Here is a 14,000-nt window from a genome sequence, read left to right as displayed (position 1 = left end):
GATTCCAACGCCCCCTTGCTGGCCGCAATGGAGCGGGAGGAAGGCTAGGTCTTCAAGATTAATCTTGCAACACAAGAGGTTGGCGCTAGCGCCTCCTCATAGGGCAACTAACTGCGCCCGTCCGCCCGCAGACCTTCTAGAAACAGGAGCGCACATTCCCGGGCGTAAATCTCGCGATCCTTCTCCGCAGGCGGCGTGCTCGCCGTGAAGAAACGGACCGCGAATGTCGCGAGAGTGTAGAAGATGCGCGTCGCCATATGGCTCGGGCGTGGCAGCCCCAGGGCATGCAGATGCGTCTCCAGCGCATCGCCGAGCCGCCGCACGCGGCCTTCATAAAATAGCTGAGCGAGATCGGGAAGGAAATCAGCCTCCACTACCAACAGCCGGTGCATGCGCAAGTTCGCCGGTTCAAGATGCCGGTCCAGCGCTTCCCTTGCGAGCGCGGCAAGCGCCGCTTCGGGCTTGTCACTCACGGGGATCTGCGTAAACGGGCGCTGGCTCGCCTCGAAAATGTCGCGCTGGACGATGTAGCGCAGCAGATTTTCCTTGTTGCCGAACTGCCGGTAGATCGTAGCCTTGCTCACCCGCACCGCAGCGGCGATCCGGTCGATGCTGGCCCGCCGATAGCCATGTTCCAGAAATTCGCTCGTCGCCGCGTCCAGCAGCGCGAGCAACTTGTCCGCAGAAAGCCGCATCGCCGGACCACCCTCGCGTGCAGGCGGCTCGATCGCGGGGGCAGGGACAGCGTCGCGCGGAACATCCGCCACGCTGCGATAGCCGTCCAGGAACAGATGCACGGCACAATCCACGATGCGTTTCTGCGCGGCCTTGCCGGGCAGTTCGGTGCCCAGAAAATAGCGCGCGCCTTCCACCGCCATGCCGCCAAAGCGAATGGCCATGGCCATCGTGTCGCAGGCTATGATGACGCCATCGGCGATAAGCTGGTCAAGATGATCGGCGAGTGGTTGCGACGATGCCAGACGCTTCTCGTGCAGCTCCGCGGCCAATTCCGGAACATGGTTCGCGGCCGCGATATTGGCGCGGAACAGGCCGAAATTCACCGGCTCGGCAAAACCCTCGAACAGCCGCATGGCATAGCGCGTCAGCGTGTCTTCCGCATTCGCCCCGCGATCGATGGCCCTGAGGTTGAGCCACGCACCGTTCAATTTGCTGCGGACGGCGGCCTCGAACAAAGCGAGCTTGCTTGGATAAAGCTCGTAGATGCTCTGCTTGCTCATATGGGCGACGGCGGCGATCCGATCGACGCTCGTTCGCTCAAAGCCATCGGCCAGGAATACTTGGCCCGCGGCGTTCAGGATCTGGGTCCGGTTATCGCGCTCGGCATGCACGGGTTGAGAAGTGATTTCGACCATCTGGGCCTATCTTAACCGCCGGACGGGGCGCGCCGTCAACGGGCAAAGCCGAAAAGCGTCTCCTGATGCCTGCGGCGCATGTCCGCAGGCATCAGGATTGTTCCGTTCAGGGCGCCTTGCCGGGCGCGCCGGGCTTACCCACCGAAATGTCGACTTTCTCAATCCCACCAGGGAAGTGACCGCCATCCTTATAATCGGACGTGACCGGCGTATCGGCGTCGAAACCGATATCCAGCGTGTCGCTCATTTCCGGCAGTTTCGATATGGTCCGCGCGATGCGGCCCTGTGCCACCTTGGTGCCGTTGGCGCTGATGATCATGTCGCCCCCGGCATTCACGCCGCCATCATAGTGAAAATCAAAGACCAGCCTGTTCTTCCCCGCTGGGAGAGGCTGGGTCGCCGCCACCTGTGACTGGTCGCCCGCCAGTTGCGATGCCGCGATCATCGCAACAGGTCGTCCATCCTTCAGATAGAAGCTCCAGCCCCCGAACTTGCTGCCCAGCGCGACGAGCGCGCCGGTCGCGGGCTCCTTCGGCATGTCGACATCAGCGGTGATGCGGAAACTGCGCGCCAGCAGTGGCGCGGCACTGACCGACGGTATGCTGATCCCTGCGCCCCAATAGCTGTAGGTCGAACGATGGGGCCGTTGCCCTTCGGCCGCACGGAACCGGGCAAGCGTCAGGCGGTCGTCCAGCGGCAGCACCTGGTTCCGCTCGGCCTCCTTGCGGAAAAGGGCCTGCATCTCCTTCAGCTTCGCGCCTTGGCTGGCGGCCAGGTCGCGCGACTGGGAAAAGTCCTTGCGCAGGTCATATAGCTCCCACTTATACTGATTGGGTAGGATAGAGCCGTCGCCGCGCTTCCATGGCAGGTTGACTGGCGTGGTGCTTGCCAGCCAGCCTTGATGATAAATGGCATGATTCCCCATCATCTCGAAATATTGGGTGTCGTGCCGCTCTGGCGCGCGGGGCGCGGCAAAGCTGTAGGCGAAGCTGACGCCATCCGTCCGCTGCTGTGCGACACCATTGACGTTGTCGGGCGCTGGCAGGCCCGCAGCCTCCAATATGGTCGGCATCACATCGACCACATGGGTGAATTGTGACCGGATGCCGCGTTCCTTGATATGATCCGGCCAGGATACGACCAGCCCGTTGCGCGTCCCGCCCAGGTGAGAGGCATATTGCTTGAACCAGGGAAAGGGCGCGTTGGTCGCCCATGCCCAGCCATAGCCCCAATTGCCCACCGCATCGGGCCCGCCGATCTTGTCAAGATTGGCGAGCAGCATCCTGTCATCCTCCTGCATCGCATTGGCGAAGGATGACATGGGGTTCGAACTGCCATTCTCTCCGCCCTCGGCCGCCGCGCCATTGTCCCCTTCGATGAACATGATCAACGTGTTGCCGCTCTCGCCCATACGGTCGAGTTCGTCGAGGACACGGCCGATCTGTGCGTCCTGATAGGCGAGCATGGCTGCATAGACTTCCATGAAGCGCGCATTGATCCGGCGCTGATCGGGGGTGAGCGCGCTCCAGGCAGTCAAGCCTTCGGGCCGTGCTGAATCCTTGGTGGCAGAAGGAATGATGCCCAGCTGCTTCTGCCGCTTCACCGTGTCGGCGCGAACGGCGTCCCATCCCTTGTCGAACTGCCCCTTGAACTTGGCGATCCAGTCTGCGGGCGCCTGCAGCGGGGCATGCGCCGATCCGGTCGCATAATAGAGGAAGAAGGGTTTGTCGGGCGCAGCTGCTTTCTGATTGTGGATCCACTGGATGGCCTCGTCGGCCAGCGCCTTGTCCAGCACTCCTTCCTTGAGGGTCGGAATGGCGGTGGTGCCGCGATAGAGGGCGGGGGTGAACTGGTTGGTTTCGGCCGCCATGAAGCCGTAGAAATGTTCGAAACCCAGTCCGGTCGGCCACATGTCGAATGGACCGGCCGGCGATACATCGGCTTCGGGCGCATTATGATGCTTGCCCACCATCGCCGTATTGTAGCCGCTCTGGCGCAACACTTCCGCTACCGTCGCCGCGCTCTTGGGCAGGATATTGGTATAGCCGGGAAAGCCCGTGGACAGGTTCGCGACGATGCCGTTGCCGACCGCATGATGATTTCGCCCGGTCAGCAGAGAGGCGCGGGTCGGCGAACACATAGCCGTCGTGTGGAAACGGTTGTAGACCAGCCCGCGCGCTGCCAGCCGGTCCAGATTGGGCGTGGGTATCGGACCGCCGAACGTAGACGCCGCGCCGAAACCGACGTCGTCCGTCAGGATCAGCAGCACATTGGGTGCGCCAGCAGGGGCGGTGACCGCTTTGGGAAAGGCCGGGACCGAATCGGCATAGGTTTCGCCGATCTTGCCCGCAAAGGGTTCTGCTGCTCGCGGGAGCACATTCTGCGCCGTGAGCGGCGCCGCGCTTCCCATGATAAGGGCCACAAATCCAGCTTTATAGTTCAGTCCTGAGCGCTTTCTCATCTTTCATCCACTCCCTATGCTTTGGTATCTTGTACGGATGAGTTTCGTACAGTACAAGCGGCCATAACGAACAATATATCTGTGTAGGAGAGGATATGACCGTGGAGGTCCTTGACCGCGGCGCGCGTCGGCGCGTCGCTCGCAGGCTGCATTTGATGGGTGGCGCAGCTCTCATGCGCGGGCTCTCGGCGCTTGTGCTGGCGGGCATGGCCGCACCGGCGATCGCTCATGCGCCGGATCTCAACGTGCCTTTTTCCGCTCCATCCAACTATACCGCCCACGCCCGGTTGTTCCAGGAACGCGTCACCCGCGTAGGAAAGACGCCGGTCTGGCAAATCGAATTTCAGGGCATGAACCTCGTCGTGGTCGAGGGCAGCGACGGGCTCGTCCTGCTCGATACCGGCATGAACCGCGATGTTGCGACTGCCGCTCTCGCCAAGATCAGGACGCAGATTTCCACCAAGCCGATCAAGGCCATCATCTACACCCACCATCATCCTGATCATGTGAACGGGGCAGGGGTGTTCGTACCGCCAGCCGATGTCGCCAGAGGCAAGGTGCCGATCTTCGCCGCCTCGAATTTCCTGAAGGAGCTTTCCGACGAAGGGGTCGCCACGCTGCCCATCGTCGCCGCGCGCTCGGCCTACATGTTCGGCTTCAGCCTTGCAGGAAAGGAAGCAGAGGATTTTCATGTCGGCTGCTGCGGCGCTTTGGGTAAGGCGGGGAAGAATGAGTCCGCCTACATCCCGCCCACTCAGTTCGTCGATGTGGATGGCGGGCGCGACATTGAAATCGCCGGGGTGAAGCTGCACCTGTTCCACACCGGGGGAGAGGCCGCGTCGCACATCGCGGCATGGCTCCCCGACTATCAGGTGTTGATTTCGGGCGATGAGGTGCAGGGACCGACATTTCCCAATCTCCATTCGATGCGCGGTACGAAGATGCGCGACGCCAACCGCTGGATCGAGGCGCTGCGCAGGATGGAACGCTATGGCGCGGCCTGGATGGTGCCGATGCACGGCCCCGTCGTGGAAGGTGCGCCGCAGATCAAGGCGCTCCTGACCCGTTATGAAGATGCGATCCAATATACCCATGACCAGACGATCCGTCTGATCAACAAGGGCATGACGCAGGACGACTTGCCTGATGCTCTCGGGCCGTTGCCCGACTGGCTGCGCTCGGAACCCTATACCACCGAATATTATGGCACTGCCGCCGACGCGGCGCGCAGCTATTATGTCGGCTATATCAGTTGGTTCTCCGGCGATGCGACCGACCTTGCGCCCACGCCACGCGTGGAGCGGGCCCGGCGGGAGGTCACGTTGATGGGTGGGCGGACACCCGTGCTCGCCGCCGCCAACCGCGCTTTCGAACAGGGGGACGCGCAATGGGCGGCGGAGCTTGCGACGCTGCTGATCGCCATGGATCATCAGGATATGGAGGCACGACGGCTGAAGGCCGCCGCTTTCCGCAAACTCGGCTACGCTACTTATAACAGCAACCGGCGCGGCTTCTACCTGATGGGCGCGCTGGAACTGGAAGGAAAGCTGCAACAGGCAGGCCTGACCGCGCGCTACATGAACCCGGATAATATCCGCAAGATGCCAGTCGCGCTGATGCTTGAGCAAATCCGCTACAAAGTTGATCCCAAGCGCGCCGGAGCTGCCGCTCATGCCGTCGCCCTGACCATCGCCGGGGAAAGCGACCCATGGCTGCTTGAACTGCGCAACAGCACGCTGAAATTCCGCCGCGGTGAGGCGGACGGCGCGCCGGTCGTCCGGCTCGATCGCAATGCGTTGGGGGAACTGGTTTCCGGCAACCAGACGGTGGACGCACTGGCGAAAGCAGGCGCAATCACGGGCCCGGGTTCGGCAGCGCTGAAGCAGATTTTCAGCTCTCTCGACCTGACCGTCCAACCGATCAATCTCGTCATACGCTAGATAGTACGAAACAACTTCGTACAGCCATGCGCTTTCACGCGTTAAAGGGGAGTAATTAACATGAACAGCTTCATCTCACACGGCGCTTTGGCAATGTGCCTCGCCGCAGCCACGTCACCCGCCTTCGCGCAGGACGATGCCTCCGTCCAAAGCGGGGGTATCGAGGAGATCGTCGTTACTGCACAGAAACGATCTGAATCCCTCCAGAAAACGCCCATCTCGATGATGGCGATGACCGGCGCCGACATCGAAAAGAAGGGCATCGCCGACATCACCGACCTGCGGACCCTTGTCCCCAGCCTTGCCGTCACTCCCCATCCGAACAGCGCGACAACGGCTCGCGTATTCATTCGCGGAATCGGCAACAATGACGACCAGATCACCGTCGATCCCAGCGTTGCCGTCTATCTTGACGGCATCTACATCGCCCGCAACCAGGGACTGTCCGCAGAAGTCGCCGAGGTCGAAAGGATCGAAGTGCTGCGCGGACCGCAAGGCTCGCTCTATGGACGCAACGCGACAGGCGGCGCCATCAACTATATCACGCGCGCTGCCGAACTGGGGGAGTTCTCTGCCAAGCAGACTCTTGCCATCGGCAATTACGACCAGTTCCGATCCCGCACACGCGTCAATATTCCCGTCGGAGAAGCGCTTGCGGTAGAACTGGGCTATCTGCACAGCCAGAAAGACGGCTTCGTCGGCAACCCCGGCACTGGCGTCGACCGCTGGGGTGATCAGCGCCGCGACGCATATCGCGCGGCCGTGCTGTGGCAACCGACAGACGCCCTGCAATTGCGGTACACCTATGATCGTTCCGACATCAACGACACGCCCGTCTTCATGGTTGCCGCGCCCTTCTACCCCCGCATGGCGGATCGGCCGACAGCAGGGTCGCCGCTCGTCCGAAACCTCATGCCCAATGATGCCACATCGCAGGGGCATAATCTGACCATCAGCTGGGAAGTCGCTGACGATGTGACGCTCAGGTCGCTGACCGGCTACCGGAAGCTCTCCAGCATCACCAATCAGAATTATCTGACCGGGGTGGCGGGGCCATTTCCCTTGATCCTGACTGGTTTTGATCAAAAGCAGGATCAGTGGAGCGAGGAACTGCAACTTGTCGGCTCCGCCTTTGACCGCCGCCTGGACTATGTCCTCGGCGCCTATTATTTCGATGAGGACGGCGAAAGCTCGGATTATTCCGCGATCACCGGCCGTCCCCGCATGGATCGGGTCGCAACGATCCACAACCGGGCTTATGCGCTGTATGGCCAGGCCACATTGCGTCCGGCCTTCATGGAGGGGCTGTATCTGACCGGCGGCTTGCGATGGTCTCGGGACGAACGCAAGGCGACGCTCGATCAGACCATCGTCCCTGCGACGGGCTCACCCACCGTGCTGCCTCGCGGAGCAGGCGACAATCATTTCTCGAACATCAGCCCCAGCCTCGTCATCGGCTACAACGCCAATGCAAACCTCAATATCTACGCCAAATATGCGCGAGGATATAAGACGGGCGGCTACAATATCCGCGCAAGCAGCATCGCACGCTTCAACGAAGGATTCGGCCCCGAAACACTCGATTCCTTCGAGCTGGGTATCAAATCGAGCTGGCTCGACAATCACTTGCAGGCCAACCTCGCCCTGTTCCGGTCGAACTACAAGGATATTCAAACGAATATCCAGTCGGACCCGACGAACGTCGCCATTACCGATGTCTTCAATGCGGGTAAGGCGCGCATCCAGGGCTTCGAACTGGATTTGATCGCCAAGCCGATCGATGCACTCACCCTTTCGGTCAACTATGCCTATCTGGACGCCAAGTTCCAGCAAATCCTCGATCAAGCTGGCAATGACATCACGTCGCGCTACACCTTCGTGGAGGCTCCAAAACATACGCTGACCACGTCTCTTGAATATCGCTTCCCTGACACGCCCATCGGCGTGCTCACCGCCAACATCGACTATTTCCTCAAGAGCAAGGTTTCGACGTCAACCGCCGATCCCCGCTATGTCATCGGCGACTATGGCCTGCTCAATGCCCGGCTTACATTGTCGGACATACCGGTTGGCTTCGGTAGCTGGCGCCTGTCGGCTTTCGGCAAAAACCTGACCGACAAGGAATATTATATCGCCCATTTCAATGGAGGGCTGCCAAGCGCGATCTTTGGCGACCCCCGAACCTATGGTCTTGAACTGACATTTGAATATTAAACCCAGCTTCTGTTCGAAAATATGCGCCAGATGGCGTATAGGGTCTTTTGACCGCCTATGTTCATCAAGGGCAGGCGAAGCTTTGTTGACTTAAGGGGAGGCAAGCATGCGTTTCTGGCTATCGATGATGGCGGTGCCTGAGCTTGATCAGATGATCGCACTGGCGCAGCACGCGGAAAGTTGCGGATTTTACGGTGTTACCTATGCCGATCATCTGATCATGCCAGCCTCGATCAAGACGCCATATCCCTATACCGAGTCCGGTGAGATCTTCTGGCCCATGGATGCGCCATGGCCCGACCCCTGGATCACGCTGACGCTGCTGGGGGCTGAAACGCGCGAGTTGAGGCTGGCGACGAACATCTATCTGGCCGCTCTACGCGACCCATTCACGGTCGCCCGTGCGGTCGCCACCGCGTCCGCCTACACGTCCGGCCGCGTGATCTGCGGCGTATCCGCCGGCTGGCTGAAGGAAGAATATGACGCCGCGGGTGTCGACTTCAAATCGCGTGGTCGGCGCCTGGACGAAATACTGGCGATTTGCCGCAGGCTGTGGGCGGGCGAGACGGTCAGCCATGACGGCGAATTCTTCCAGTTCGACGCTGTGCTGCTCCGTCCCCTGCCTCCCGGCCCGGTGCCTATCTGGGTCGGGGGAAAGTCGGCACCAGCGCTGCGGCGAGCGGCGGCCAATGACGGTTGGCTGGGATTGCCCGCCACGGTGGACGACACGATCGCCATTGTCCAACATCTCCAGGCGCTTCGGGCAGAGATGGGATTGCCGGCATCCGGCTTTTCGCCTGTCATATCCCTCATCGAACCACTGCTCGAAAGTAGCGAAGAGCGTCTCGCCAGGCATGGGATCAACGATATGGTTGTGATCCCGTGGATGCCGACGCCGTGGGAAATGGAGAGCTATGTCGCGGAAGGATCGGACATCAGCCAGCTTTCCGTGAAAAAGGACGCGATCAGCCGCTTTGCCGACCGCGTTATCCACAGACGACACTGAAGAGATCAGATTGGCCTAGTTGTCACACCCAGGGAAATAATCGGCATCACCCACGAAGATAGTTGACGAAAACCGCATTTGGTACGAATCTGCAACCATAATCAGACATGGCCTGCCGATGTGCAGGGTAAAAAAGCTATAAAATAGCGTGTCATGACAGGGAGGATGAGGAAATGGGCGGAATCAATCGATCATTTATATCCGGTGTGCTGGCGATGGTGCTGGCTTCACCGGCTCTTGCTCAGGAAACGGCAGTTCCTGGTAGTCAGGGCGCGGAAGCTCAGGCGCAGCCAACTGGGACCGGGCTTTCCGACATCATCGTTACGGCGCGTCGCACCCAGGAAAGACTGCAAACGGTCCCGGTTTCGGTCACGGCTCTATCCGGCGAATTCTTGGAGCAGCAGAATGTGCTCGACGTTACAAGCGTCCCGCGCTTCACGCCCAACCTTTCGCTTCTGCAACAATCAACCAGCCTGACGGCCGTTTCTTTGTTCATCCGTGGCGTCGGCAATCAGCAGCCTGATGCGGCGACCGACCAGGCGGTGGGCGTCTATCTGGACGGCGTCTATATTGCGCGCGCGGCGGGCGCGATCTTCGACCTTGTCGATCTGGAGCGGATTGAAGTGTTGCGCGGCCCTCAGGGCACATTGTTCGGCCGCAACACCATCGGCGGTGCTATCCAGCTTGTCACCAAAAAGCCAACAGATGAGATGCATCTGGAAGCAAAGGCCGGCTATGCGAGCTATGACGACTGGTTCGTCCGTGGCCGTGTCGATACCGGCTTCATCGGCGGGTCGCCGATCAAGATTTCGCTCGCGGCCATGCATCGTGAACGTGACGGTTATATTGACAATCTTTACACCCCGGACAGCCGTGATCCCGGCGCACTGCGCAGTGATGCTATATATGCAGGCGTCGAAGCCGACCTCGGCAATGTGACGATAAATTACAATTTCGACTTCAACTATCGGTCGGGCACCGCACCTTATTTCCAATTGCTGGCCGCGACGCCGAGCGTCTTCAATTATTTCAGCCAGTCCCCCAATTTCGGAGGCGATCCATTTCTCATCAGCCCGGACCGCATCAATCCGGGGCTGCAGGACGGCTTCGTCGATCGCTTTGGCAATCTGCGCTATGGTGCCAAGTCGCGCATTTACGGCCATTCGCTGACCATAGCCTATGAGCCGATCGATGAACTGACGCTGAAGTCGATCACCGGCTACCGCCGCTTCTGGCAGGACACCATCCTGACGCTTGATGGCAACGGCTATCTTCGCGGGCCGGTCGTCGATTTCGATCCGGCTTCTCCAACTGGCGTGACCGTGGCCGATGTCGGCCTCTACAACGGCAACAACGCGCCGCAGAAACAATGGCAGTTCAGCCAGGAATTTCAGGCGCTCGGCTCATCGGGCGACCTGAATTATGTGGCAGGCGTCTATTATTTCTACGAAAAGGCGTCGCAGAACAACCGCCAGGCACTGACGCTTGTCGCGCCCACGGCCTTCCTGGAAGCCTTCGGTGTTCCTGCGACGACGGCGGCCAACATCCTGGCCAACCCGCAACTCACGCCCGGCGGCCTCATCGGCATCAACCTGACGCCCACCCTGGGCTTCCGGGCGACCTCGGAGTCCGCCGCCATATTCGGCCAGGCGAGCTGGAAACCCTCGGCGCTCGACGGCAAGCTAGAAATCACGGGTGGCGCACGCTACACGCAGGATCGCAAGACCTTGCAGCGCACTGACCTGCCGACGTTGACCGCGGCCACTGTGGTCAACAACGACAATATTTCCTGGCTGGGTTCGGTCAACTATCGCTTCACGCCGGATATCATGGCTTATGCGCGCGTATCGACCGGGTATCGTTCAGGCGGCATCGATCCGCAAAACCCTCAAGGACAGTTGACGACCTACAAGCCGGAAAAGGTGACGGCCTACGAACTTGGCCTGAAGTCGGAACTGTTCGACCGTCATCTCAGGCTCAACCTGTCCGTCTACCAAACCGATTATTCCAACCTGCAGATTCAGCAGTTCCAGAGCGGAAGCGGCGGCGCCACATCCGTCGTTTCAAATGCAGGTTCAGCGCGGTTCCGCGGGTTCGAGGCGGAAGCGACGGCCATTCCCTTCACCGGGCTGCAAATCGACGGTTCGGTCGGCTATGTCCACCCGGACTTCAAGGAATATCTGTACCGCGATCCGGACTTCACCTCCCCGACGTTCAACCAGCTGATCAACGTGGGGGATGAAGCGCACTTGTCGCAAACGCCCAAGTGGAACGCGCGCATCGGCGGCCAATATTCGGTAGATGTGGGCATCGGCACGCTGATGCTGCGCAGCGACCTTGCCTATCGCAGCCGCATCTATTTCTTTGCGCTCGACCGGGTCAATCCCTTCAACCGCGAAGTCAGCTCGCGGCCCGACTATGATCTGAGCGCTCGCATCTCGTTGTCCGATATTCAGGCTGGGAACGCCAAGATCGATGTTGGTCTCTGGGGCGCAAACCTGACCAATCAGCGCAATCTTGATTTCGGCATCGATTTCGGCGGGCTCGGCTTCGGCGCGGGCTCCTACAAGAAACCGCGCACCTTTGGCGGTGACGTCAAGGTCAGCTTCTGATCATGGCCATGGGCGGCCCGGTGAATTTTACCGGGCCGCCCTGCATATGCAAGCTGTTCAGAGGGCATAATCCAGCTGTGCCCAGAACTTCCTGGTGTCAGCATCACCGGCAAAGCTGCTGATCCCCTTCCTCCGATAATCCGCATATTTGACGAGTCCGCTGAGATGCTTGTCGATCTTCAACGTAAGCTGGGCATTATATTCGTCGCCATAATGGATCGACAACCGGTCACTGCTGAAATGATGGTAGATGAAGGACGCGACCAGCGGACGTCCACCGCCAGTTCTGCCGCGGGTCCGGAACCTACCCATCAGCCAGCGCATTCTCCGCCGCCAATTTCTCTTCGATGATGCGCCGCCCCAATGCTAAACCATTGTCGGCCATGATGAAGGCCATCTCATCCCCGGTGCTACGGTTGACCTCGTCCTGTTGCGCCTCGATCATGATCCGGTCCTCTTCGAAGCCCTCCGCGATGCGCGCGGCCAGTTTTGCGGTGAAATCCGGGTCGCCGATGTTGAAATTATGGGCATAGCTCCAAAAGAAATGGCTGTTCTGCTCGTCTTCGGGCGTGACGATCTGGGTCGCGCGGAACTGCATCGCTTCAGGAACCCGTTGTCCTTCCGGCGCGCCGCTGCCCGCTGGAGCACTGCCTGAATCCATCAGGAACACATTGCCTGGGATGTGCAATTCGTAAATGTGCCAGCGGTCGACGGGGCCTTCGAATGTGTTGAAGCCCTTGAGATAAGGCGCAATGCAGGGTTCACCAAGATACCACCGGGTCAACCGTACCTTGTCGCCCAGCCGCTCTACCTTTGGCCGTATATGCGCGATGGTTGCTGAGCCTCCCAGCGTATTTTCATGTACGTATGTCAAATGAGAAAAGTCGAGAAGATTGTCGAGGATCAGACGATAGTCGGCTTTGTAATGGATATAGGCGGGAATTGATGCCCAAGCAGGATCATCCTGATAATGACAATCGGGAATGAGGTTGGGATCGGCCTTCGCCGGGTCGCCCATCCATATCCAGACCTGCTTGTACCGTTCGACAGTGGGATAGCTTCGAACGTTGGTTTTGGGACTGACGCCTTTACGACCTGGTTCTTCGATACACTTGCCATCCGCATCAAATAACAGTCCGTGATACATACAGCGCACGCAATCACCTTCCCGCCGTCCCATCGACAGCGGCGCGAACCGATGACTACATCGGTCGCGAATGGCGGCCACTTGGCCGCTGGTGGTGCGAAAGAACAATATATTGTCGCCGAGGAGCCTTCTCGCCTTCATGGGCGTCGCGTCAAGTTCGTGACTCCAGGCGCCCACATACCAGGCATCGCGAATGAACATCATCCTCTCCTTTTCCATTGGCCCCATCATGGCCGTAAAGGAGAGGGATGGCTTTAGCGGCATGCGAAAAGCTTTGGCCATTTACTCAAAAGTCGATAGCATTTCGGCGATGCGTTCCGCGGCTGTGCCCCCTTATTATTTTATCTACGGACAGCATATCCGCGATCTCGATCCACGCTTCATCCATGTCGAGCGGATCAGCGATCGCGGGACTTTGCATCATGGCAATGTCGAACCGCATGTGCATCCGCATCTGCACCAGCTTTCCTACTGGTTGCAGGGGGAAGGGCGCTTCACCGCCGATGGCGCGGAGCATGACCTCGCGCCTGGCACCTTGACATGGATGCCCGCCAGCGTCGTTCATGGGTTCACGGTGGACGCGGCCGCAGACGCCATCGTGCTCAGCTTGTCGCATGATTTTTTGTCCAATGTCCTGGCCCATGTCGATGCCGCGCCCGTCGAAACGTTGGCGCGAACTCCCTTGGTCGCGAAAATACCAGTGGAACTGGTTGACCGAGTAAGGGAGACGTTTCTGGATCTGGAGCGGGAACACCAGTTCCCCTCCTGGGCGCTTAAACATGTTGTGAGTGCGCATGTGCAGATCGTCATGATCATGCTCGCCCGCCTTTTCGAGGCCGACCGGCTGGCACAGGGTTCCCCGCCAAAAGCGGCAGCCTTGTTTTCCAGCTTCCTCAGCCTGCTCGACCGGCGGTTTCGGGAATGCCGCACGGTCGATGCCTATGTCGCGCTGCTGGGAACGACGCCCTATCTCCTCAACCGCGCCTGCCGCGAAGGAGCGGGGCGGAACGCGTCCGAAGTGATCCGGGGCCGCATCCTTCTAGAGGCAAAGCGGCTGCTCCATTATACCGCGCTCAGTTCAGGCGACGTCGCCTTTGCATTGGGATTCAGCGATCCGGCGCATTTCGGCCGGGCATTCCGCGCGGAAACCGGCCTGTCCCCCGCCCGGTGGCGGGCACAACAGCGCGCACTGGCCGAGGTGGATAGGAACTGAAGCCGCTCATTCCGCTCCGCTATGGACGAATATC

General features: G+C 59.9%; 9 protein-coding genes. 5 read left to right on the top strand and 4 right to left on the bottom strand.

Translation table 11 applies throughout. The annotated features are described in order from the left end of the window. Positions 1 to 107 precede the first annotated feature (107 nt). Positions 108 to 1,373: a TetR/AcrR family transcriptional regulator gene (locus SPHS8_RS14265; protein WP_201516092.1), complete on the bottom strand. Its 1,266-nt coding sequence runs from the start codon at positions 1,371 to 1,373 to the stop codon at positions 108 to 110. 106 nt (positions 1,374 to 1,479) lie between these two features. Continuing rightward, positions 1,480 to 3,783: an arylsulfatase gene (locus SPHS8_RS14260; protein ID WP_236575167.1), complete on the bottom strand. Its 2,304-nt coding sequence runs from the start codon at positions 3,781 to 3,783 to the stop codon at positions 1,480 to 1,482. A gap of 146 nt (positions 3,784 to 3,929) precedes the next feature. Between SPHS8_RS14260 and SPHS8_RS14255 the strand changes: the two genes are divergently transcribed. The 4 genes from SPHS8_RS14255 to SPHS8_RS14240 all read left to right on the top strand — a co-directional run bounded on the left by SPHS8_RS14255 (position 3,930) and on the right by SPHS8_RS14240 (position 11,606). After that, positions 3,930 to 5,774 (top strand): alkyl sulfatase dimerization domain-containing protein, encoded by a 1,845-nt coding sequence (locus tag SPHS8_RS14255; protein WP_201516090.1) that lies wholly within the window; start codon positions 3,930 to 3,932, stop codon positions 5,772 to 5,774. A 60-nt stretch (positions 5,775 to 5,834) separates the two neighbouring features. Continuing rightward, complete coding sequence (locus SPHS8_RS14250; RefSeq protein ID WP_201516089.1) at positions 5,835 to 7,988, top strand: TonB-dependent receptor; 2,154 nt, start codon at positions 5,835 to 5,837, stop codon at positions 7,986 to 7,988. A gap of 106 nt (positions 7,989 to 8,094) precedes the next feature. Continuing rightward, positions 8,095 to 8,994, top strand: coding sequence for a TIGR03619 family F420-dependent LLM class oxidoreductase (locus SPHS8_RS14245; protein WP_201516088.1), 900 nt, complete (start codon positions 8,095 to 8,097; stop codon positions 8,992 to 8,994). A 173-nt stretch (positions 8,995 to 9,167) separates the two neighbouring features. Then, the gene (locus SPHS8_RS14240; RefSeq protein WP_236575166.1) at positions 9,168 to 11,606 is read left to right on the top strand and encodes a TonB-dependent receptor; all 2,439 of its coding nucleotides are present in this window, start codon (positions 9,168 to 9,170) and stop codon (positions 11,604 to 11,606) included. A 57-nt stretch (positions 11,607 to 11,663) separates the two neighbouring features. On the opposite strand, the gene SPHS8_RS14235 is transcribed toward SPHS8_RS14240, so the two are convergent. Both SPHS8_RS14235 and SPHS8_RS14230 read right to left on the bottom strand, forming a co-directional pair. Beyond that, positions 11,664 to 11,918, bottom strand: a complete 255-nt coding sequence (locus tag SPHS8_RS14235) for a hypothetical protein (RefSeq protein ID WP_236575165.1) — start codon at positions 11,916 to 11,918, stop codon at positions 11,664 to 11,666. Then, positions 11,911 to 12,957, bottom strand: coding sequence for an aromatic ring-hydroxylating dioxygenase subunit alpha (locus tag SPHS8_RS14230; RefSeq protein ID WP_201531082.1), 1,047 nt, complete (start codon positions 12,955 to 12,957; stop codon positions 11,911 to 11,913). Before SPHS8_RS14230 ends, SPHS8_RS14235 begins: the two co-directional genes overlap by 8 nt. 106 nt (positions 12,958 to 13,063) lie before the next feature. On the opposite strand from SPHS8_RS14230, the gene SPHS8_RS14225 reads away from it, so the two are divergent. After that, entirely contained in the window at positions 13,064 to 13,966 is a 903-nt protein-coding gene (locus SPHS8_RS14225) for an AraC family transcriptional regulator (protein WP_201516086.1), read from the top strand. The last annotated feature ends 34 nt before the right edge of the window (positions 13,967 to 14,000 follow it).

Origin of the sequence: Sphingobium sp. S6, assembly GCF_905120495.1 — a bacterium.
Classification (GTDB): Bacteria; Pseudomonadota; Alphaproteobacteria; order Sphingomonadales; family Sphingomonadaceae; genus Sphingobium; species Sphingobium agri.
The sequence above is the reverse complement of the archived record's forward strand: the minus strand, read 5'-3'. Positions and strand labels throughout refer to the sequence as shown.